Annotated in this window: 21 protein-coding genes; 9 read left to right on the plus strand and 12 right to left on the minus strand. The window is 66.9% G+C overall.

All coding sequences use genetic code 11. The features are described 5' to 3' along the window. Nucleotides 1–2: 2 nt before the first annotated feature. Together zwf and gnd are read right to left on the minus strand one after the other, a co-directional pair. Nucleotides 3–1,502 (minus strand): glucose-6-phosphate dehydrogenase, encoded by a 1,500-nt coding sequence (gene zwf, locus KH389_RS15410; protein ID WP_213605787.1) that lies wholly within the window; start codon nt 1,500–1,502, stop codon nt 3–5. Next, nucleotides 1,499–2,479: a phosphogluconate dehydrogenase (NAD(+)-dependent, decarboxylating) gene (gene gnd / locus KH389_RS15415; protein ID WP_043862637.1), complete on the minus strand. Its 981-nt coding sequence runs from the start codon at nt 2,477–2,479 to the stop codon at nt 1,499–1,501. Before gnd ends, zwf begins: the two co-directional genes overlap by 4 nt. 197 nt (nt 2,480–2,676) lie before the next feature. On the opposite strand from gnd, the gene KH389_RS15420 reads away from it, so the two are divergent. Further along, nucleotides 2,677–2,847: a DUF6026 family protein gene (locus KH389_RS15420; RefSeq protein ID WP_221181553.1), complete on the plus strand. Its 171-nt coding sequence runs from the start codon at nt 2,677–2,679 to the stop codon at nt 2,845–2,847. Here the strand turns inward: KH389_RS15420 and KH389_RS15425 are convergent. Continuing rightward, on the minus strand, nt 2,844–3,452 hold the full coding sequence (locus KH389_RS15425; protein WP_043862636.1) for a LysE family translocator: 609 nt from the start codon (nt 3,450–3,452) through the stop codon (nt 2,844–2,846). The genes KH389_RS15420 and KH389_RS15425 overlap by 4 nt on opposite strands. 120 nt (nt 3,453–3,572) lie before the next feature. On the opposite strand from KH389_RS15425, the gene KH389_RS15430 reads away from it, so the two are divergent. Beyond that, nucleotides 3,573–4,454: a LysR family transcriptional regulator gene (locus KH389_RS15430; RefSeq protein ID WP_213605788.1), complete on the plus strand. Its 882-nt coding sequence runs from the start codon at nt 3,573–3,575 to the stop codon at nt 4,452–4,454. A gap of 527 nt (nt 4,455–4,981) precedes the next feature. On the opposite strand, the gene KH389_RS15435 is transcribed toward KH389_RS15430, so the two are convergent. Continuing rightward, entirely contained in the window at nt 4,982–7,204 is a 2,223-nt protein-coding gene (locus KH389_RS15435; RefSeq protein ID WP_213605789.1) for a TonB-dependent receptor, read from the minus strand. 238 nt (nt 7,205–7,442) lie between these two features. Here KH389_RS15435 and KH389_RS15440 point away from each other — a divergent pair, with 238 nt between their 5' ends. Beyond that, on the plus strand, nt 7,443–7,889 hold the full coding sequence (locus KH389_RS15440; RefSeq protein ID WP_058541143.1) for a GNAT family N-acetyltransferase: 447 nt from the start codon (nt 7,443–7,445) through the stop codon (nt 7,887–7,889). A 79-nt stretch (nt 7,890–7,968) separates the two neighbouring features. On the opposite strand, the gene KH389_RS15445 is transcribed toward KH389_RS15440, so the two are convergent. The 3 genes from KH389_RS15445 to KH389_RS15455 form a co-directional block, all read right to left on the minus strand. Beyond that, entirely contained in the window at nt 7,969–8,520 is a 552-nt protein-coding gene (locus tag KH389_RS15445; protein WP_043860195.1) for a DUF4174 domain-containing protein, read from the minus strand. Between the two features lie 243 nt (nt 8,521–8,763). Continuing rightward, a complete protein-coding gene (locus tag KH389_RS15450; RefSeq protein WP_054916068.1) occupies nt 8,764–11,124 on the minus strand; it encodes a DNA polymerase II in 2,361 nt (786 codons plus the stop codon). A 54-nt stretch (nt 11,125–11,178) separates the two neighbouring features. Continuing rightward, on the minus strand, nt 11,179–12,393 hold the full coding sequence (locus KH389_RS15455) for an MFS transporter (RefSeq protein WP_213605790.1): 1,215 nt from the start codon (nt 12,391–12,393) through the stop codon (nt 11,179–11,181). Between the two features lie 117 nt (nt 12,394–12,510). On the opposite strand from KH389_RS15455, the gene KH389_RS15460 reads away from it, so the two are divergent. From KH389_RS15460 to KH389_RS15480, 5 genes are all read left to right on the plus strand, one after another. Next, complete coding sequence (locus KH389_RS15460; protein WP_213605791.1) at nt 12,511–13,464, plus strand: LysR family transcriptional regulator; 954 nt, start codon at nt 12,511–12,513, stop codon at nt 13,462–13,464. Nucleotides 13,465–13,500: 36 nt separating this feature from the next. Continuing rightward, nucleotides 13,501–14,187 carry an SEL1-like repeat protein gene (locus KH389_RS15465; protein ID WP_043860192.1) on the plus strand — a complete coding sequence of 229 codons (687 nt, stop codon included), beginning with the start codon at nt 13,501–13,503 and terminating at the stop codon, nt 14,185–14,187. A gap of 83 nt (nt 14,188–14,270) precedes the next feature. Further along, nucleotides 14,271–14,969, plus strand: a complete 699-nt coding sequence (locus KH389_RS15470) for an AzlC family ABC transporter permease (protein WP_043860191.1) — start codon at nt 14,271–14,273, stop codon at nt 14,967–14,969. Beyond that, nucleotides 14,966–15,289, plus strand: coding sequence for an AzlD domain-containing protein (locus KH389_RS15475; RefSeq protein WP_054916070.1), 324 nt, complete (start codon nt 14,966–14,968; stop codon nt 15,287–15,289). The genes KH389_RS15470 and KH389_RS15475 overlap by 4 nt, the downstream gene beginning before the upstream one ends. Beyond that, nucleotides 15,286–16,116, plus strand: coding sequence for an AraC family transcriptional regulator (locus KH389_RS15480; protein ID WP_100633815.1), 831 nt, complete (start codon nt 15,286–15,288; stop codon nt 16,114–16,116). Before KH389_RS15475 ends, KH389_RS15480 begins: the two co-directional genes overlap by 4 nt. A gap of 69 nt (nt 16,117–16,185) precedes the next feature. Here the strand turns inward: KH389_RS15480 and KH389_RS15485 are convergent, their stop codons facing one another. Genes KH389_RS15485 through KH389_RS15505 form a run of 5 tightly spaced genes read right to left on the minus strand, consistent with a single transcriptional unit; the run spans nt 16,186 to nt 20,627 of the window. Beyond that, entirely contained in the window at nt 16,186–16,938 is a 753-nt protein-coding gene (locus KH389_RS15485) for an ABC transporter permease (RefSeq protein WP_058541148.1), read from the minus strand. Further along, nucleotides 16,938–18,137, minus strand: coding sequence for an ABC transporter substrate-binding protein (locus KH389_RS15490; RefSeq protein WP_100633811.1), 1,200 nt, complete (start codon nt 18,135–18,137; stop codon nt 16,938–16,940). The genes KH389_RS15485 and KH389_RS15490 overlap by 1 nt, the downstream gene beginning before the upstream one ends. Further along, complete coding sequence (locus tag KH389_RS15495) at nt 18,103–18,951, minus strand: ABC transporter ATP-binding protein (RefSeq protein ID WP_213605792.1); 849 nt, start codon at nt 18,949–18,951, stop codon at nt 18,103–18,105. Before KH389_RS15495 ends, KH389_RS15490 begins: the two co-directional genes overlap by 35 nt. Then, entirely contained in the window at nt 18,948–20,015 is a 1,068-nt protein-coding gene (locus KH389_RS15500; RefSeq protein WP_058541149.1) for an acyl-CoA dehydrogenase family protein, read from the minus strand. The genes KH389_RS15495 and KH389_RS15500 overlap by 4 nt, the downstream gene beginning before the upstream one ends. A gap of 51 nt (nt 20,016–20,066) precedes the next feature. After that, entirely contained in the window at nt 20,067–20,627 is a 561-nt protein-coding gene (locus tag KH389_RS15505; RefSeq protein ID WP_043860184.1) for a carboxymuconolactone decarboxylase family protein, read from the minus strand. A gap of 106 nt (nt 20,628–20,733) precedes the next feature. On the opposite strand from KH389_RS15505, the gene KH389_RS15510 reads away from it, so the two are divergent. Next, nucleotides 20,734–21,645: an AraC family transcriptional regulator gene (locus KH389_RS15510; RefSeq protein WP_043860183.1), complete on the plus strand. Its 912-nt coding sequence runs from the start codon at nt 20,734–20,736 to the stop codon at nt 21,643–21,645. Nucleotides 21,646–21,730 lie beyond the last annotated feature (85 nt).

The raw sequence follows: 21,730 nt of genomic DNA on the forward strand, positions 1-21,730 counted from the left end.
CGTCAACCAATGCTGTGCCAGACCCGCCGATCGCGGGCCAGCAGTTCGTCGGCCGCCTGCGGGCCGTCTTCCCCGGCCGCATACGGCTGCACCTCGCCGCCCTGCGCCCAGGCGTCCAGGAACGGCTGCACCGCACGCCAGCCGTTCTCGATGTTGTCGGCACGCTGGTACAGCGTCTGGTCGCCCGTCAGGCAGTCGTAGATCAGGGTCTCGTAGCCCGTGGAGGGCTGCATCTTGAAGAAGTCCTTGTAGGCAAAACCCAGCTCGACGTTCTCCATGGCCAGGGTCGGCCCCGGCCGCTTGGCCTGCAGGTCGAACCACATGCCCTCGTTGGGCTGGATCTGGATCTTCAGGTAGTTGGGCTTGGGCCGCTCGGCGTCGCTGTCGCGAAACTGCGCATAGGGCGCCGGCTTGAAGCAGATGGCAATCTCGGTGTCACGCACGCTCATGCGCTTGCCAGTGCGCAGGTAGAACGGCACGCCCACCCAGCGCCAGTTGTCGATCATCACCTTGAGCGCCACGTAGGTTTCGGTCTGGCTGTCGGGGTCGACCCGTGGCTCTTCGCGGTAGCCGGCCAGCTTCTTGCGCCCCTGCTTGCCGGCGGTGTACTGCCCGCGCACCGAGTTCTTCAGGGCCATGGCCTTGGACCACGGGCGAATCGCGCCGATCACCTTGGCCTTTTCACTGCGCACCGCGTCCGCGCCAAAGGCGGCGGGCGGCTCCATCGCCACCATCGCCAGCAGCTGGAACAGGTGGTTGGGCACCATGTCGCGCAGTGCCCCGGTGGTGTCGTAGAAGGCGCCACGGGTTTCCACGCCCACCGTCTCGGCAGCGGTGATCTGCACGTGATCGATGTAGTGGTTGTTCCAGAACGCCTCGAACAGGCCGTTGGAAAAACGGCTGACCAGGATGTTCTGTACCGTCTCCTTGCCCAGGTAGTGATCGATGCGGTAGATCTGCTTTTCGCTCATCACCTTGAGCAGGCAGGCGTTCAGCGCCTCGGCGCTGGCCAGGTCCGAACCGAAGGGCTTCTCCACCACCACCCGACGAAAGCCGTTGGCCTCGTCCAGCAGCCCGGCCGCCCCCAGTTGCTGCACCACGCCGCTGAAAAAACGCGGCGAGGTGGCCAGGTAGAAGATCGCGTTGCCGGTGCGCCCCTTGTCGATGCGCTCGGCGATGGCCTGGTAGGTGGAGGGCTCCATGAAGTCGCCGGTGAGGTAGCCGATGCCCTTGGCCAGGCGCTTCCACAGCTTGTCGTCCAGGCACCGGGTGGCGCCCTCGCCCTGGTCGCGTTCACGCATGAAGGTTTCCAGGCGCTCGGCGAATTCGCCGTCGGTGGCCGGGTTGTGGTCGACCCCGACGATGCGCATGCCTTTGTCGAGCAGGCCGTCGCGGTGCAGGTTGTACAGCGCCGGCATCAGCAGGCGTTTGACCAGGTCGCCATTGGCGCCAAACAGGAACAGGGTACAGGCTGGTGCCGCTTCGACATCGTGTTCACTCATTCGGGCTTCTCGACATGGCCACCAAAACCGAAGCGCATCGCCGACAGCAGCTTGTCACCGTAGGTGCCCTGCTGCTGGCGTGAACGAAAGCGCGCGAACAGTGCGCTGGACAACACCGGTACCGGCACCGCCTGCTCCACCGCCGCATCGATGGTCCAGCGCCCTTCTCCGCTGTCGGACACCGAGCCGCTGTAGCTGCCCAGCTGCGGGTCGGCCACCAGTGCATCGGCGGTCAGGTCCAGCAGCCACGAGGTGACCACGCTGCCGCGGCGCCACACCTCGGCGATTTCGGGCAGGTTGAGGTCGAAGCGCTGGTCGGCCGGCAGGCTTTCGCTGGCCTTGGTCTTGAGAATGTCGAAGCCCTCGGCATAGGCCTGCATCAGGCCGTACTCGATGCCGTTGTGGATCATCTTGACGAAATGCCCGGCGCCGGGTGGCCCGGCATGGATATAGCCCTTTTCGGCGCGCTCGCTGGGGCCGGTACGGCCACGGGTACGTGGAATGTCGCCCTCACCCGGTGCCAGGGTGGCGAACAGCGGCTCGAGGCGTTCGAAAATCGCCTGCTCGCCGCCGATCATCATGCAGTAGCCGCGCTCAAGGCCCCACACGCCACCGGAGGTGCCGACGTCCACGTAGTGCAACTGGCGCTCGGCCAGGTGCTGGGCGCGGCGGATGTCGTCCTTGTAGAAGGTATTGCCGCCGTCGATGATCACATCGTCCGCTTCCAGCAGGTCGGCCAGTTGCGCGATGGTCTGCTCGGTGGCCTCGCCCGCCGGCAGCATCACCCAGACCGCGCGCGGCGCGTCCAGTTGCTGCACCAGTGCGGCCAGGTCGGCGGCGCCTGTGGCGCCCTCGGCCACCAGCGTATCGATGGCGGGCGCGTTGCGGTCATGCACCACGGTGTGGTGCCCCTCGCGCATCAGGCGCCTTGCAATATTGCCGCCCATGCGGCCCAGCCCCACGATTCCCAGTTGCATGTGCCGATGCTCCGTAAAGTGTAGAAAGCCTGCTCAGGCCTTCAAGGTTAGTCCAGGCAGGCCCGGGTTGGTTTCATCGACCAACGGCACGACAGCGATAAACAAAAAAGTTCCCATGACAGGAAAAAGAATTCAGAATCGCGGCCGATCGAGCGTCTACGCTCAAACCATGTACCAAACCAATTGCGAGGTGTGCAATGGGAACCTTGATGTCAGCGAGCCCACCCCAGACCCTTTACGTGAGCGTGCGCCGCGACGAACTGCGCCGCCTCAAGGAAGAACGCGACCAGTTGCAGCGTCAGGTGGCGCAGCTGAGCCTGCTGTTGCAACAGGCCCAGGGCAGCGACAAGGCCGTGGTCACTCTCTAGGCGGCCAGCAGCGCCCGCGCCGAATACACAGCGCCGGCCACCGCCACCAGCAACAGCACCAGCCCCGACAGCCGGGCCACCAGCGCCCGGTGCCGCTGCGCCAGGGCGCCGCGCATCAGCGCGATGTACAGCGCCAGCACCCCCAGGTCGACCACCAGCCACAACGCCGCCAGCACCCCGATGCTGGTGCCGAACGAGGCCGTGACGTGGATGAACTGCGGGAAGAACGCCACGAAGAACAGAATGTCCTTGGGGTTGGCGATACCCACCGCAAAGCCGTGCCACCAGCCACTTGCCCTGGGCGGCGGCGCATCCTCCACGGCTGGCGCACGCAGCGCCCCCAGCCCCAGCCAGGCCATGAACACGCACCCCACCAGCGCCACCGCATTGAGAACCACCGGGCTGAGTGCCAGGCTGCCGGCCAGGATCAGCGCAGCGGCGGCCACCAGCACCAGGGAGGCGGCATTGGCCCCCAGCGCCGTGCGTATGGCCGCCCCGGTGCCCGAACGCCCGCTGGTGCCGACCACCAGCGCCACCACCGGCCCAGGGGTGGCGATCAGAATGAGTACAGTGCCCAGGTAGGCCAACAGCAGCGTGGTGTTCAAAAGAGGCTCCTTTGTCGTCAATGCAGGTCAAGTGCAGAGTGTGCGCAGCTGCATCGCCCTTGAAAAACGCAAAATGCTCTGCCCTACTACGACAAATACTCATCATGGACTGCCCCTGGCATGGTTGAACGTCTGCCCCCGTTGTATGCACTGCGCGCCTTTGAAGTGGCGGCGCGCACCTGTTCGTTCACCCGCGCCGGGGAAGAGCTGGCGCTGACCCAGAGCGCCATCAGCCGCCATATCCGCACCCTGGAGGCCCAGTTCGGTTGCCGCCTGTTCGAGCGCCACGGCCCGCGCCTGCGCCTCACCGATGCCGGGCGGCGCCTGGCCGAGCAACTGGGGGCCGGCTTTGCCCTGATCGAACAGGCCTGCCAGCCGTTTCGCAGCGCTTCGCGCCACCTGCGCCTGAAGGCGCCATCCACCCTGACCATGCGCTGGCTGCTGGGCTGCATCCAGCGTTACCCCCAGGCCGACACCGTGCAGCTGGCAAGCGTGTGGATGGACGTCGACAGCGTGGATTTTGCCAGCGAGCCCTACGACTGCGCGGTGCTGCTGGGCAATGGGCAGTTCGGTGGGCAGGTCGAGGTGTGCAAGCTGTTCGATGAGCGATTGATCCCGATCTGTGCGCCGGGGTTGCTGGGGGATGGCGTGTGGGATGCGCAGCGGCTGGCCGGGGTGGCGTTGCTGCACCCGTCCAATGACCGGCGGGACTGGCAGCGCTGGCTGCGCGGGGCGGGCCTGCTCGAGCAGGTCGACCTGCAGCGCGGCACGCTGTTCGATACGCTGGAGCAAGGGATTGCGGCGGCCATGGCCGGGCATGGCGTGTCGATCGGCGATCTGGCGCTGGTGAGCGACGATGTCCGCGCCGGGCGGCTGGCGTTGCCGTTCGAACAGGCGGTGGCAACGGGAGATGCCTACTACCTGGTGTGGCCGGTGGGCAGTGCGTGGCGCGAGAGCATCGAGCGGCTACGGGTGTACCTGCTGGGGCAGTTGCCGGCCTGAAGAACTTCGCGGGGCAAGCCCGCTCCCACAGGTACGGCGCTGGTTTCGAGAACGGCGCTGTACCTGTGGGAGCGGGCTTGACCCGCGATGAGGCCCTCAAGCCCGACCTCAGTTCGAACAGGCGGTGGCAACGGGGGATGCCTACTACCTGGTGTGGCCGGTGGGCAGTGCGTGACGCGAGAGCATCGAGCGGCTACGGGTGTACCTGCTGGGGCAGTTGCCGGCCTGAGAAACTTCGCGGGTCAAGCCCGCTCCCACAGGTACGGCGCTGGTTTCGAGAACGGCGCTGTACCTGTGGGAGCGGGCTTGACCCGCGATGAGGCCCTCAAGCCCGACCTCAGTTCGAACAGGCGATGGCAACGGGGGATGCCTACTACCTGGTGTGGCCGGTGGGCAGTGCGTGGCGCGAGAGCATCGAGCGATTGCGGGTGTACCTGCTGGCCTCTTCGCCGGCAAGGCCGGCTCCTACAGACGGCGCAACCTTGTAGGAGCCGGCCTTGCCGGCGAAGAGGCCCGCAAGAGCGACCTCAGAACCGCGTCGTGGCACTCACCCCGAACGTCCTGCGATCCCCCCGCGCATCCCACGCCACATCGAACGGCAGCGGCACGCTGTCGGTCTTGTACTGCTTGTCGGTGAGGTTGTTCACGTAGGCGGTGAAGTCCAGGTCATATTGCCCGCCCACATGGTACGTGGCGCTGGCATTGCCCAGTGTGTAGCCACCCTGCGACACGCTGTGGTCGGCCTGCGCGGTGGGCAGAAAGAAGATCCGGCTCTGGTAGCGCCAGTCGGTACCCAGGGTGATGTCGTCGCCATTCTCCAGCGCAATGCGATAACTGCCCCCCACCGCCAGCGTGCGCGACGGCGAACGTGCAATGCGGTTGCCCGAGTAGTCCACACCCCCCGACTCGAAGTCCTGCAACTCGGTATGCAGCAGCCCCAGCGAGCCATGCAGTTCCAGGTTGGCCAAGGGCAGCGCCTGCAACTCGAACTCGGCACCGCGTATCACGCCCTGGCCGCTGTTGGTCAGCAACGACACCACCTGCCCGTTGCGCACCGACACCGCGTTCACCTGGATGTCCGAATAGTCGTAGTAGAACACGTTGGCATTGGCGATCAGGCGCTCGTCGAACCACTCGCTCTTGACCCCCAGTTCGTAGGCGTCGACGTTCTCCGGCGCCACCACCGAGGCCTCGGCCTGCACCTGCGCCCCGCCGCTGAAGCCGCCGGAACGAAAGCCCTTGGCATAACGAAAGTACACCCGCGCGTTGTCGTTGAGCTGGTACTCGGGGGTGAAGTCGTAGGTCAGCTTGTTCCAGGTGCGTTTCTCGTCCTGCACCACCGTGGTCGCCAGCGGCCCGCTGTAATGCTTCCACCAGTCGTTGCGGTTGCTGAAGTCGACACTGGCAGCATCCGGCGCGGCCACCCGGCGCAGGTCGATGTCCTTGGTTTCGCGGGTCCAGCGCAGGCCGGCGGTGAAGCTCAGGTCGTCGGTGGCCTGCCAGGTGCTGCTGCCGAACAGCGCGAAGCTGTCGGTCTTCTGGTCGATGTCGGTACGCCCGAAGTCGGCCACGCCGAAGGCCTGGTTGTAGGCTTCGGGGAACAGTGCGTTGCTGTTGTGGCTGTCGAGCTGTTCGTGGAACAGGTGGGTGCCGACGATCCAGCTCACCGGCTGGTTCTTCGCCGACGACAGGCGCAGCTCCTGCGACACCTGCTTCCAGCGGTCGTCGTTATAGCCACGGCCGAACTCGTAGATGCTCATGTTCGGGCTCTGGGCCTTTTCGTGCACGTCGTCGAAGGCGGTGATCGAGTCCAGCTGCAGCTCGCCAAGGTCCCACTTGAGCGCCAGTTGCAGGCCGTTGTGCTCGATGCGGTCATCGGCCTTGCCGGTGAAGGCGACCTTGTCGGAGGCAGGCTTGGGCGCAGGCCCGAACAGCGTGCTGCCGCCCGGCCCGGCACCCCAGGCGCGGGCCACGATACCTTGCCCCTTGTAGTCACGGGCGTGCAGCTGCAGGGTGGCCTGCAGGTCGTCGTTGATCTGGGCCAGCAGTTGCAGGCGCAGGGCCTGGTCGTGGATGTCGCCGGCAGTGTGGCCATCGACCTCGTTCTTGAGCTGGCCGTCGCTGCTCTGGTCGATGAACGCCACCCGCGCGGCCAGGCGGTCCTTGACCAGGGTATCGCCGTAGGCACCTTCGTACAGGCGCGAATTGTAGTTGCCCAGGTCGAGCTTGAAGTAGCCGTTGGCGCCGTCTTCGAAGCTTGGCTTGCGCGACACGAAGTTGATCGCGCCACCGGTGGTGTTCTTGCCCCACAGCGTGCCTTGCGGGCCGCGCAGCACCTCGACGCGCTCCATGTCGTAGAGCGGGAAGCCGGTGGCCACGTGCGGGTCGATGTACACGTCATCGGTATAGATGCCCACCGGGTACACGGTAGTCGAGGCCATGTCGCCCGAGCCCATGCCGCGGATGTACCAGCGCGGGCGCTGGTGCCCGGCGAACTCGGGGGCGATGGCGTTGGGCACGTTCTGCAGGGCCTTGCCGGCACTGAAGCCGCCGCCGCTGCGGTCGATCTGGCGATCACTGACCACCGAGATCGCCGAGGGTACGTCCTGTACCGATTCTTCGCGCTTCTGCGCGGTCACGGTGACGGTGGGCAAGGCGTCGGCGGGCGGTGCGGCGGCCAGGGCGGCAGCGCCGTGCAACGTGGCGGCAATGGCCAGGGCAAGGGGTAGATAGGCGGTAGGGGCAGGCATGGCGGGGGTTCCGATGAGTCAGGGTAAGCGGACTATCGCAAGCGGCGTGCCAATGAGACATGTACTTGATTTATATGTGTTTTATGGATAAACAGCGAGCGTACTGCTGGCCAGGCAACAGTGAGGCAGCAGTGGGTTGTGTGCCAGGCATCAGGGCCTGTTCACCGGCAAAATGCTGCCCTGCGACAACGCCTTGATTTAAGGTAGGCGCTTGCTGCCACCCACCAGGAGCCTGCCGATGATCCGCCCCGCCACCGCCCACGACGTTGCACCTGTACAGGCACTGATCGAGGCTGCCTATGCGCTGTACATTCCACGCATCGGTGCCAGGCCGGGGCCGATGCTGGAGGATTACGCCGCGCTGATCGCCCAGGGTCGGGTCGAGGTGTTCGAAGAGCAGGGTCAGGTGCTCGGTGTGCTGGTGCTGATCGCCCAGGCCGATGGCCTGTTGCTCGACAATGTCGCGGTAAGCCCGGCCGCTCAGGGCCGCGGGCTGGGGCGACAACTGATGGCGCATGCCGAAGCGCGGGCCCGGCAGCTGGGGCTGGAGGTGGTGCGGCTGTACACCAATGAAGCGATGAGCGAAAACCTGGGGCTGTATGAGCGGCTGGGTTATCGCGAAACCCACAGGGCCGTGCAGGCGGGGTTTCGGCGGGTGTTCATGGAGAAGCGGCTGGGCGACTGAAGTGCCTGGCCGGCAAGGCCGACGCCTACAGGCGTAGCGCTGAACCTGTAGGCGCCGGCCTTGCCGGCGAAGGGGTGTCTCAGTCTTCCAGCGGCTTGGGCGGCGCAGCCGGCTTGGCGGGCTTGGCCGGTTTGGCATGCTTGCCCGGCTTGCCCTCTGGCGCAGGCTCGGCGGCGGGCGCTGCGACCGTCGGCGCCACAATGGCCTTTTCGCTGGCCGGCAACTGGTCGACCGCCGCGAAGATCTGCTCCGGCTCCACCGTGCCGTCATGCTCGATGATGTGCTTCTCGCCGTCCTTGCCCACCAGTACCACCTGGGTGCCCTTGCGCGCGCCCAGGCTGAGTTCGCGAATCAGCGCCATGGTGGTCTGCTGCTCGAGGTTCTTGTCGTCACGCTTGCCGACCATGCCCGCCACGCTGTAGAGCACCAGGTTGCGCTCCTCGAACTTGCTCTTGGTCGCCGGGTCCTTGAGGGCCTCGTTCAGGGTGCGCAAGGTCGGGTCGGCGGTGCTGGGGGCAATCACGATCAGGGGTCTGGACTTGCCCAGGTCAACGGCCAGGGGCGCGTCGTCGGCGAGCAGCGGGCTGGCGACTGCCAGCAGGGTGGCGAAGGTCAGTGACCGAACAAGCATGTGCATCTCCTTCTTGTTTCCATGCACCAAAGACTACAGATCAAAGCGAAAGATCCGAGCGAGCCTAAACGACTGCCCGCGTGTGTGGACGTTTACAAAAGTAACTTTCGGTTTCAAGGGTAGCTGTGCATGTGCAGAGGATAGCTGAAGGTCAGGGATGTGTCGGGCCACTCGCCCCTTCGCCGGCCAGGCCGGTTCCTGCAGGTTCGCTCAATGGTGGTGTGCAGGGGCGCAACAGCCCCATCAGAACAACCCCATCTGCCGATCGATCAGGGTGCTGAAGTCATCCCCCACAAACGGCAGTATCGCATCGGCCACCGGCTGCAGTTGCCGGGTCAGGTAATGCTCGTAGTCGATGCCGTTGCGCCGGTTTTCCAAAGGCTCGGGCCCGGCCAGGGTCATCACGTAGCTGATCCACCCGCCATTCTGGTACTGGCGTGGCCGCCCCTGGCTGTCGTTGAACTCGTCGGCCATGCGTGCCGCCCGCACATGCGGCGGCACGTTGCGCTGGTAGTCGTCCAGGGGCCGGCGCAGGCGCTTGCGGTAGACCAGCTGATCGTCCAGCTCGCCGGCCAGGGTGCGCTGCACGTAGTCCTTCACATAGGCCTGGTGCGGCCTGCGCTCGAAAATGCGCTGGTACAGCTCCTGCTGAAAGTGCTGGGCCAGCGGCGACCAGTCGGTGCGCACGGCCTCCAGGCCCTTGTAGACCATCTCGTCGGGCCCGCCCTCGCGGTGTACCAGGCCCGCATAGCGCTTCTTGCTGCCCTCCTCGGCACCGCGGATGGTGGGCATCAGAAAGCGCTTGTAGTGGGTTTCGTACTGCAGCTCCAGCGCACTGTCCAGGCCGTACTCATCGCGCAGGTGCTCGCGCCACCACTGGTTGACCTGCTGCACCAGGGCACGCCCGATCTCCCCGGCCTGCGCCTCGTCATGGGCCCGCTTGAGCCACACGAAGGTCGAGTCGGTATCGCCGTAGATCACCGTGTAGCCCTGGGCCTCGATCAGCTCGCGGGTGCGGCGCATGATCGCGTGCCCGCGCATTGTGATCGACGACGCCAGGCGCGGGTCGAAAAAGCGGCAGCCACTGGAACCAAGCACCCCGTAGAAGGCGTTCATGATGATCTTCAGCGCCTGCGACAGCGGCGCATTGTGTTCGCGCTTGGCCTGCTCGCGGCCCTGCCACACGCGCTCGACGATGGCCGGCAGGCAATGCCGGGTGCGCGAGAAGCGTGCGCCGCGAAAACCCGGCACCGAGTGTTCGTCATCCGGCTCGCGCAGGCCCTCGACCAGGCCGATGGGGTCGATCAGGAAGGTGCGGATGATCGACGGGTACAGGCTCTTGTAGTCCAGCACCAGCACCGACTCGTACAGGCCGGGGCGCGAATCCATCACGAAGCCGCCGGGGCTGGCCTCGTCCGGGCGCCCGCCCAGGCTTGGGGCGACGAAGCCCTGGCGGTGCATCAGCGGTATGTACAGGTGACAGAACGCCGCCACCGAACCGCCGCTGCGGTCGGCCGGCAGGCCGGTGACCGTGGCGCGTTCGAGCAGAAAGGTCAGCAGCTCGGTCCTGGCGAAGATGCGCGTGACCAGCTCGCAGTCCTTGAGGTTGTAGCGCGCCAGGGCCGGCTTGTCCTCGGCGAACATGCGGTTGATTTCGTCCATGCGCTGGTACGGCGTATCGATGGCCTTGCCTTCGCCGAGCAGGGTCTGGGCGACGTTCTCCAGGCTGAACGAGGGGAAGCTCCAGGTCGCCGACCGCAGCGCCTCGATGCCGTCGATGATCAGGCGCCCGGCAGCGGCGGCAAAAAAGTGCGTGCGGCTGCCGTGCTCGCGCCATTCCATCACCTCGCCGCCGCGCCCCAGGCGCAGCGGCACCTGCAACTGCTGGGCATGGGCGTGCAGCACGCGCAGGTCGAACTGCACCAGGTTCCAGCCGATGATCGCGTCGGGGTCGTGCCGGGCCATCCAGTCGTTCAGGCGCTCCAGCAGCTGGGCACGGCTGGCGCAGTACTCCAGGTCGAAGTCCACGCCACTGGCGTCGCCGTTGGCCGGGCCGAGCATGTACACCTGGCGCTGGCCACAACCTTCCAGGGCAATCGAGTACAGCTCGCCGCGCTCGGTGGTCTCGATGTCCAGCGACACCAGGCGCAGGTTCGGCCGGTAGTCCGGGGCCGGCTTGAGCTGGGCGTCGAGCAGCAGGCCGTCGGCATCGGGGCGGCCGCTGAACGTCACCGGGGCAGTGATGAAGCGCTCCATCAGGTAGCGCTCGGGCGGGCGGATGTCGGCTTCCAGCAGGTCGACGCCCGCGGCGCGCAGGCGTTTTTCCAGCTGCATCAGCTGGCGATGCTGGCGGCAGTACAGGCCCAGCACCGGTCGGTGGCGGAAGTCGCACAGCGCCAGCTCGCGCAGCTCGACGTCGCGTTCGGTGCGCAGCACCGCCTCGACATGGGCACGCTGGGTGGCGGCGACGAACGCCACCGACGTCTGCACGGGCAGGCGCAACTGGCGCGGGCCCTGGTCGGTCGCCAGCCAGAACTCCACGCATGTGCCCTCTGGCGTATCCCGCCAGTGCCGGGTCAGGACAAAGCCCTGTTGAACCTCCACCGCTGCAACCTCGTACCCCTGTCAATGCGCCGATTCTACCTGATAGTGCCGGGCTTACCCGGCATTGCGCCGCCCCAGCGGAAAACCGTGCCGGTGCGAACGCAGGGTCAGGGTCAACGCCAGCCCCACCAGCGCCAGCAGCAGCCACGGGAAACTCTGCACGCCCCAGTGGCTCAGCAGCACGCCGCCCACCAGCCCGGCCACGGCGATGGCCAGGTTCCACACGGTGACGATCATCGACTGCGCCACGTCCGCGCCCTCGCCCGCCGCATCGGCACTGGCGGTCTGCAGCAGGGTGCCGGCGCCGCCGAAGCTCAGGCCCCACAGCGCCACACTGAAGTACACCAGCAGCGGCGCACCGGTAGCCAGGCCCAGCAGCACCGACGCCACGCCGAAACCGACCAGGCTGCCCAGCACCAGCCGGCGCAGGTGGCGGTCGATCAGCACGCCCACCACGCCAATCCCCACCAGCGCGGCGCAGCCGAACAGCAGCAGTACCGGGCCGGTGCTGCCGGCCATGCCGCCGGCCTGCAGAAACGGCACGATGTAGGTGTACAGCACGTTGTGCGCCAGCACCCAGGTGAAGATCACCGCCAGCACCGCGCTCACCCCGGGGGTGGCCAGCACCTGGCCGATGGCGGCACGCCTGCCGGCCGGCTGGCCGTCGAAGTCCGGCACGCTGAGCAGCACCCAGCCCATCAGCACCAGGGTCGCCAGCGATACCAGCACGAAGGTGCTGCGCCAGCCCAGCAGGTCGCCCAGCCAGGTGCCCGCCGGCACCCCCAGCGACAGCGCCAGGGGCGCGCCGATCATGGCCACCGCCATCGCCCGACCCTGCTGGCTCACGCTGACCATGCGCCGTGCGTACCCGGCGATCACGCCCCACGCCAGGCCGGCCGCCACCCCGCACATGAAGCGCGCCGCCAGGGTCAGGCTGTAGTGCTCGGACACCGCCGTCACCGTGTTGAACACCCCGAAGCCGAGCACCGCCAGCATCAGCACCCTGCGTCGGCGCCAGCCCTGGGTCAGGGTCACCAGCGGGATCGCCGCCAGCAGCGAGCCCAGCGCATAGGCCGTGACCAGTTGCCCGGCCATCGCCTCGCTGACCTGCAGGCCGCTGGCGATGTGCCCCAGCAGGCCGGCCGGCAGGGTCTCGGTGAGAATCGCGATGAAGCCGGCCATCGACAACGCCAGCAGGCCGGACAACGGGAACGCCGGTTCGGCCTCCACCCCTGCTGCGGCCTGGGCCGGGCAACTGCTCTGGGACATGGTGCAAACTCCTGAAATAAAAAAGTGACTGCACGGTAATCCTTCCCGCCACTGCGGAAAAAGACGGGTAGAATTCCGCACAATCCGGACACACCTGTCCGCAATCGGAGAACGACCATGGACAGCCTCAGCGGCTTCGTGGTGTTTGTGAAAGTGGCCGAAACCCGCAGTTTCGTGGCCGCCGGCAAGGCCCTGGGGGTCAGCGCCTCGGCGGTGGGCAAGCGCGTGGCGCGGCTGGAGAGCCGGCTGGCGGTACGTCTGTTCCACCGCAGCACCCGCAGCATCACCCTCACTGCCGAGGGCGCGCTGTTTCTGGAGCGCAGCCGGCGCATCCTGGCCGAAATCGAAGCCACCGAAGCCGAGCTGTCCCAGGCCAGCCAGGCCCCGCGCGGCAAGCTGCGGGTGAGCCTGCCCCAGGTCAGCAGCATGATCGTGCCGCTGCTCAGCGACTTCATCGGGCAGTACCCGCAGATCGAACTGGACCTGGACTTCAGCGACCGCATGGTGGATATCGTCGGCGAAGGTTTCGACGTGGTACTGCGGGCCGGCGAACCCTCCGATTCGCGTCTCAATGCCCGCCGCCTGGGCGACTTCCGGCATGTGCTGGTGGGCTCGCCGGCCTACTTCGCCGAGCACGGCACACCGCGCCATCCCCGCGATCTGGCCCGTCACGCCGGGCTGCACTACCGCTTCCTGACCACCGGCAAACTCCAGCGCTGGCCACTGCGCCGCGCCGACAACGGCGCCGACCACGAGGTGCCGGTGTCGATGGTGTGCAACCACCTGGAAACACGCATCTGCTTTGCCATGCGCGGCCACGGTATCGCCTGCCTGCCGGACTTCACCATCACCCAGCAACTGGAACGCGGCGAACTGGTGACGGTACTGGATGAACACCTGGACCACGGCGGTTGTCTGTACCTGTTGTGGCCATCGGGGCGACAGATGTCGCCCAAGCTGCGGGTATTCATCGACTTCATGGAGCAACGGCTGTTTGCCCCGGTGCCGCCAACCGCTAGAATGCCGACCCAGGAGCCCCACCCAACCATGGATAGCCGGATACCGACATGACCAGCGCTGCCCTTTTTTCGCGGATGGAACGTTAACGTGTTTTCTGCCTGTCGCTACATCAGCCTGCTCTGTCTGCTGCCCGCCCTGGCCCTGGCCGATGAGGTGCGCATCGACCCCCACGCCGACCTGCTGTACCGCCAGGCCCTGCCGTTTCTGGAGCAGGCCGATGCACGCAGCCGTGCCCTGCCACTGACCCCCGAGCCCGGCGACCAGGAGCTGATCGGCGAGGTCGAGGCGCTGGGGCGCATCCTGGAACCGGCGGTGGCGCTGCTGCGCAAGGCGGCCGAACTCGACCACCCGGTGGCGCAGTACCGCCTGGCGCTGTTCTACATCACCTACCTGCCGCAGAACGACATCGCCAGGTCCGCCTGCCCGCTGCTCGAAGCCAGCATTCGCCAGGGCTTCGCCCCGGCCGCCCTGGGCATCACCACCTGGTGCCCGGCCTTCAGCGACAGCGCCGACTACCGCCAGGCGCTGGAACGCATACCGCTGAACAACACCCTGTACGCCCCCTATTACCCGCAGCCGGCGGTGCGCCTGGAATGCAATCGCCAGCAGCCCCAGGGGCTGAACATGCAGTGGGGGCGCCAGCGTGACTTCCAGGCCGAGGTCTACCGCCTGCTGGGCACCATCGACCCGGGCCAGCGCCTTACCTACTACCAGAAGGCCGTCGACATCAATGGCTGCCTGCCGGCGCAGCGACGCCTCACCAGCCAGCGCTGAAGTACGCGGGCACCGCAAGATCGTACAAGGCAAGCGCCCACGGCTCTGGCATCCTGTGCAACCGACCCCAAGCGTGTGTTGTCATGTCCCGTTCTGCCGTTGCCCGCACTGCCTACATCCAAGGCTCGATCGCCTGCCTGCCGCTGTCGCTGGCGGTGGCCCCCTGGGGGCTGCTGGCCGGTTCCATGGCCATCGAGGCCAACCTCACCCCGCTCGAAGGCCAGGGCCTGTCGGCCATCGTGTTCGCCGGCGCCGCGCAACTGGTGGCCATCGGCATGCTCAAGGGCGGCGCCAACCTGTTCTCGATCCTGCTCACCACCCTGCTGCTGACCTCCCAGCACCTGCTGTACGGCCTGTCGATGCGCCCGGTGATCGCCGACCTGCCGCTGCGCTGGCGGCTGGGCCTGGGCTTTCTGCTGACCGACGAATTCTTCGCCCTCACCAGCCAGTACGACCGCCAGCAGTTCAACCGCTGGTACGCGCTGGGCGTGGGCCTGACCTTCTACATTGCCTGGAACCTGTTCACCCTGGCCGGCATCGTGCTGGGGCGCAACATCCCGCACCTGGACCAGCTGGGCCTGGACTTCTCCATCGTCGCCACCTTCGTGGCGCTGATCGCGCCGCTGGTACGCAACCTGGCCACCGTGGTGTGCGTGGCGGTGGCCCTGTTCAGCTCGGTGCTGTTCAGCTACTGGCACTGGGAAACCGCGCTGGTGCTGGCCGGGCTGCTGGGCATGAGCGCAGGCTTCATCTGCCAGAAACTGACCGGAGCACGCACATGATCATGCTGCTGATCGTTGCCATGGGCCTGCTGGTGTTTCTCAACCGCTACGCCTTTCTCGAACCCCGCCTGCCGTTGCGCCTGAGTTCCAATGCGCGGCAGTTCCTGGGGTTTGCCGTGCCGGGCATGCTCACAGCCATCTGCGGGCCGATCGTGTTCATGCCTGACCACCAGCTCGACCTGAGCCTGGCCAACCCCTACCTGCTGGGCGCGGTCGTGGCCGTCGTGCTGGTGCTGTGGACCCGCAGCGTGCTGCTGAGCATGTTGCTGAGCATGGGGTTGTTCTTCGTGCTGCGCTGGTGGTTGAACGGCGCCCCATGAAAACCGTGCTGCGTGAACAGACCCGCCTGTGGCAGGCCCAGGCACTGGGCGACATCGAGATGCTGCATGCGCGCTACGTGCAGCAGCGCTTCGCCCCGCATGTGCACGAAGGCTACGTGATCACCATCATCGAGTCCGGTGCACAGCGCTTCTGGCACCGTGGCAGCGAGCACCTGGCGCCCGAGGGCAGCATGGTGCTGATCAACCCGGACGAGCTGCACACCGGTGCCAAGGCGCATGCCCATGGCTGGCGCTACCGTGGCTACTACCCCGAGCAGGAGCGCATCACCTCGGTGCTGGACGAGCTGGAGCTCAAGCGCGGCGGCCTGCCCATCTTCAAGGCCAGCGTGCTGCACGACCCGCAGCTGGCGCGTGCCTTCAGTGGCTTGCACAGCCTGGCCGAGCATGGCGCCAGTGCGCTGGAGCAGCAGACCGCGTGGCGCGAGGCGGTGTTGCTGCTGGTGCAGCGTCATGCCGGGGCGCGCGAGGCGCGTGCACCGGGGCAGGAGCCGCAGTCGGTGGCCAGGGCCAAGGAGCTGATGGAAAGCCGGCTGGCCTACCCGCCGTCGCTGGAGGAGTTGGCGCTTGCGGTGGGGTTGTCGCCGTTTCATTTTGCCCGGGTGTTTCGCCAGGCTACCGGCCTGCCGCCGCATGCCTGGCTCAAGCAGCGCCGGCTGAGCCGTGCACGGGAATTGCTCAAGGCTGATTGCCTGCCGTTCAACGTTGCGTTTGCGCTGGGGTATTCGGACCAGAGTCATCTGAACCGGCAATTCAAGCAGGCGTACGGCGTGACGCCGGGGGAGTATCGGCGGGCGTGTTCGGTGTGAGGTGCCGGGCTGCCCCCACGACCTGGAGCCAATGCAGGAGCCGGCCTTGCCGGCGAAGGGGTCAGCCCCTCACCCATGCACCCAGCGCCGATGCAGCCCTCGCGCCAGTGCATCCAGCATGAAGCCCAGCACCCCGATCACCAGCACCATCGCCATCAGCTCCGAGTACGCCAGCCGGTCGCGGGTATCCAGAATGAAATACCCCAGCCCCGCACTCACCCCGAGCATCTCGCACGGCACCAGCACGATCCACACTATGCCGATGGCCAGCCGCACGCCGGTCAGAACATGCCCCACCACCCCCGGCAGGATCACCTTGCGCAAGGTCTCCCAGCGCGTGGCGCTCAGGCTGCGGCTCAACTGCAACCAGCGCGGGTCGAGCTGACGCACACCCGCCGCCGTGTTGAGCAAGATCGGCCACAACGCGGCAAACGCCAGCAGGAAGTAGATCGGCGCATCACCCACCCCCATCAGCATCACCACCACCGGCATCCACGACAGCGGCGAGATCATGCGCAGGAACTGGAACGCCGGGGTGGTCGCCGCGTCCAGGCGCCGGTAGCTGCCCACCAGCAAACCCAGCGGCACGCCCACCAGCAACGCCAGCACCAACCCCACCAGAATGCGCTTGAGGCTCACCGCCACATGCTCGTACAGCTCGGCATGCCCCAAAAGCTCCAGCAGGCTGGCAAAGGTGGCCTGCGGCGCAAACCGCAAGGCCAGCCCGTCACCGCCGAACAGCACGATCCCACCCCACCACAGCAACAACAGCACCAGCAGCCCGGCGATACCCAGGGCCGCGTGTTTGACTGGCTTAACCATCAGACCGCGAACTCCTCGCTGCGCTCGAAGCTGTCGGGCAAGCCGAAGGCCTTGAGCCCGCCGACGGCACCGATGGCGTTGCGCACGAAGCGGTCATCCACCAGGTCGCGGGCGGTCTGTTGCGGGTCCAGTGCGGCCAGGAAGCCCTTGTCGCCTTCGATCAGGGTGTCCTTGAGGCGGCGCACCAGTTCCTCGGTGTAGCTGGGGAACGGGTACGGCTGGAAGTCGATGCGCTGCTCGTCCCACTGCGCATGCCGGATCGCCCCGCTCTGCACATACTGTTCGCGGCTGTCGGCAGCCGGCGTGAGCACCCGGCCCAGCACCTCGGGGGCATGCGGGGTGTAGCGGTTGGCACCGCTCTTGGACAGAATCTGCGCCGCCTCGGCGCGGTGGTCTCGGGTCCACAGCTGGGCCTTGACGATGGCGTTGACCACCTTCTGCGACCACTCGGGGCGGTTGTTCAGGTCGTGCTCGTGCATGAACACCACGCAGCACGCATGGTTGCGCCACACGTCCCCGGTAAAGCGCTGCACGCGCCCGACCTTGAGTTCCTCGGCCAGGGCATTGAACGGCTCGGCGACGATGTAGCCGGCAATGCGCTTGCTGGCCAACGCCGGCGGCATGTCCGAAGGCGGCAGTACCACCAGGTTGACCTCGTTGGCCGCCACCGCAGCCGTCGCCGCCTGCGACACCGGCTGCAAGCCGTTATCACGGAACAGTTGCTGCACCACCACGTTGTGAATGGAGTACCAGAACGGGATCGCCACCGTCTTGCCGCCCAGCTGCTTCACCTCGGTGATGTCCGGGGCCACGGTCAGCCCCGAGCCGCCCACGTGGTTCCAGGCCACCACCTTGGCCGGCACCTTGCTGCCGTAACGCGCCCATACGGTCATCGGCGACAGCAGGTGGATCACGTTGACCTGCCCGGAAATGAACGCCTCGATCACCTGCGCCCAGCTGCGCAGCAGCACCGGGCGCTCGGCCTTGATGCCCTCGGCCTCGAACAGGCCGTTGTTGTGCGCCACCAGCAGCGGCGTGGCGTCGGTGATCGGCAGGTAGCCGATGCGCACCGGCGCATCCGGCTCGGCGGCGGCACGCGCCTGCAGGCTGCTCAGCAGCGGCATCGCACCGGCGGCACTGAGCACCGCGCTGAGTTTGAGAAAATCACGACGAGTGTGGGTGAAGTCGTCCAGGCACATGGGCAGTCTCCGACGGCGTAGGCAAAGAATCGGTTGGGTAAGTGTGGGTGCGGCTCGCCCGCCGAAGGGTCTTGAGAATCTCGATGCGCAACGCGCCCAGTGCCTCGACCTGCTGCTCACGCGGGTGCGCCAGGTCGATGGGCCATTGGCCGAGGGTCCGCGCCGGGTGGTCGCCCAGTAGCAGGATGCGGTCGGACAACAGCAGGGCCTCGTCGATATCGTGGGTGATCAGCACCGCAGCGGTGCCGTGTTCGGCGATCACGCTCAGCAGCAGTTGCTGCATGTCGGCGCGGGTCACTTCGTCCAGCGCGCCAAAGGGCTCGTCCAGCAGCAGTACATGGGGCTGGCGCGCCAGGCAGCGCGCCAGCGCGGTGCGCTGGGCCATGCCGCCGGACAACTGCGCCGGGTAATGCTGGCGTGCATGCTGCAGGCCCACGGCGGCGATCGCATGGTCGATGCGCGCCTCGCGCTCGGCCTTGGCCAATCGCGGCTGGCGAGCGAAATCCAGGCCGAAGGCAACGTTGCTTTCCAGGCTCAGCCAGGGCAGCAGGCTGGGGTCCTGGAACGCCACCGCCACCCGTGGATGCGGGCCGTCCAGCGGCTCGCCGAGCAGGCTCACGCGACCATCGCGCGCCGCCTGCAAGCCGGCCAGTACCCGCAGCAGGCTGGACTTGCCCACCCCGCTGGGGCCCAGGATCGACACCACTTCGCCCGGCGCCAGGTCCAGGTCGAAGCCTTCGAGCAGGGTTTGCCAGCCCTGTTCGCGGGCGTAGCCCAGGCTGATACCGCGGGCCTGCAGTACCACCTTGCTCATGCTGCGCGTGCCTGGCGTTGCAGCTCGGCGCGCAGTTGCACCAGGCTCGGGGTCACGATCGGCACGAACGCCGACTCGCGCCAGCGCCGCGCAAAGCCTGCGCCGTACTCGCTCAGGTAGGCCTTGCCGCCGCTGGCCTGCAGCTCCAGTTGCAGCGCCTCGCCAACGATCTCGGCCAGGCTGATGCGCACCTTGAACAGCGACGCCGGGTTGCCCAGGAAGCGCCCGTCGAGCAGGCCGGCCTTGAGCTCGCTCACCACATCGGCCAGCAGCTCGCGCTGCGCCTCGAGGGTTTGCGCCAGCACCGAACGCACCCCCTGCAGGTGCCCCTGCGCTTCCTGCAAGGCGCGCCGCGCCAGGCCGATGGCCATGCCGCACTGCAGGCCCAGGAACGCCGGGCGCACCGCCGGCAGGAACTGCCGGGCATCCTCATGCAGCAGCCAGTCACGGCCCAGGGCCACCTGATCGAAATCCAGCGCGGCGGTATTGCTCGACTGCAGGCCCATCAGTTGCAGGTCGGGGGAGCGCTGCACCCCCGCGATGCCGTCGGGGATCGCCACCACGAACGGTGCACCGCCTTCGGCGCGGTCGATGGCGGCGGCCACCACGAAGCCGCCCTTGCGCAGGTTGGTGACCCAGTGCAGGCGCCCGTTGAGCGCCCAGCCCTGCTCGCCGCGCGCCGTGGCGCTGACCTGCAGCGACTCGATGCCGGACAGAAACTTCATTGCGTTGGAGAGCCCGGTGGCACCGGCCAGCTCACCGCTGAGCAACGACGGCAGCAGGCGCTCGCGCAGGGCGCTGTTGGGGCTGTGCAGCAGGTATTCGATAAAGGCCCGCTGGCCCCAGAACACGAAGGCGGCGGCCAGCGAATAGCTGGCAACGCTGGCCACGGTTTCCACGGCGTCGGCCACACTGGCGCCGCTGCCGCCCTGACGCGGGTCCACACCCACACCCAGCACCTTGGCTGCGGCCAGTTGCCCCAGCACCTGCTGCGGGTCGCACCGGCCCTGGTCGAGCGCCTCGGCATTGGCCTCCAGCCAGTGCTGCAATACGGGATCAAGCATGTTCTTTCCTCCTTAGAACAGGGCGCCAGCCACACACTGGCGCCACGGGGCTCACTGAGCGTCGGCCTGCCAGCGGTACTTGGCCAGCTCGTCATTGAGCGGCGTGCGCGCAAACACGTTGGCGAAATTGCACAACGTGGCCAGGCTCACCCCCAGGATAACTTCCAGGGCATGGCCTTCGGTGTAACCGGCCTCGCGAAACTCAGCGTAGGTGGCATCGCTCACATTGCCACGGGTGGCAATCACTTCGCGGGCAAACTTCGCCAGGGTTTCGAGCCTGGGCGATGGTAACTCGCCGCGCGCACGCAGGGCCTGCACCACTTCTTCGGGCAGCTTGGCCTTGTTCAACGCCACCGCCGTATGGCCGGCCACGCAAAAGTCGCAGCCGTGCTGGGTGGCGGCAATCAGCTGCACCACTTCGCGCTCGGCCAGGCTCAGCTCGGCCTTGCCATTGAGCGCCGAAACCGTCACATAGGTTTCCAGCGCGGCCGGCGCGTTGGCCAGCACGCCCAGCAGGTTGGGAATGAAGCCGGAATTCTTCTGCGCGTTCTCCAGGAACGGGCGCGCGGCTTCCGGGGCGCTTTGCACGGTGTGTAGAGTGATGCGTGACATGGCGTGGTCTCCTGCATACTGAAGGTGTTCGCCAAGTCTGTTGGTTATAAGAAAACCGATCCATATTCTACAGTCGCGATTACTTGCTCCAGAGTGTTTCCATTAGATGATTTCTTCCAGCGTTTTGGTCGATTGGTTATTAGAGCGTCTGGAACTGGACGCCAGCCTGTTCCATGTGGGGCGCTACTGCGGTGGCTGGCACGCCAGCACCCAGGGCCTGGCCCGGGCCAGCTTTCACGTGGTGGTGCAGGGCCACTGCTGGCTGCACATCGACGGCCAGCCCGAGCCGCAGCGGCTGGAGGCCGGCGAGGCGGTGTTCCTGCTGCGCGACCTGCCCTATCGCCTGTCCGACAGCGCCGACAGCGACACCGCGCGCTGCCAGCCGCGCATCCCGATGCAGGCGCTCGACAGCCAGGCGGCGGATGGCGTGGGGCTGGTGTGCGGGTTCTTTCACTTCCAGCCGGGGCTGTCGTCGCTGATGGCCGAGTCGCTGGCCGACTGGATCATCCTGCGCACCGGCGACCCGTCGCTGCAGGCGGCGCGGGCGCTGTTCGAGCTGATCCTGGAGGAATGCCAGCGTACCCCCGCGCCCTCCTCCACCCTGCTGGAGCGCCTGAGCCAGTTGCTGTTCTTGTACGTGCTGCGCCAGCAGGTGAGCGACAACCAGGACCTTGGCGGCCTGGTCGCCCTGGCCCGTCACCCCGCGTTCGCCCCGCTGCTGGAGCAGTTGATCGAACACCCCGAACAGCCCTGGTCGCTGGAGAGCATGGCCGCCTGCACAGGGCTGTCGCGCTCGGCCTTCTTCAAGCGTTTCAACGAGCTGGCCGGCCAGTCGCCGGGCCAGGTGCTGCTGGCGCTGCGCATGCGTCACGCCTGCCAGTTGCTCAAGGCCAACAACACCGTCGAGCAGGTCTGCGCAGCGGTGGGCTACCAGTCCATCGCCGCCTTCACCCGGGCGTTCGGCAAGGCCATCGGCGTGCAGCCCGGCGCCTACCGCCGCCAGCACGAGGGCCGCTGAAACAAAGGCTGTGCGGTAATCGAACAGAACCCGTCGTCGCCCCCTAAAGTCATGCGCCACGCCTCCGATAGCAGCCTACCCACCG

It is taken from the genome of Pseudomonas qingdaonensis (assembly GCF_018398475.1).
In the GTDB taxonomy this organism is placed as follows: domain Bacteria; phylum Pseudomonadota; class Gammaproteobacteria; order Pseudomonadales; family Pseudomonadaceae; genus Aquipseudomonas; species Aquipseudomonas palmensis.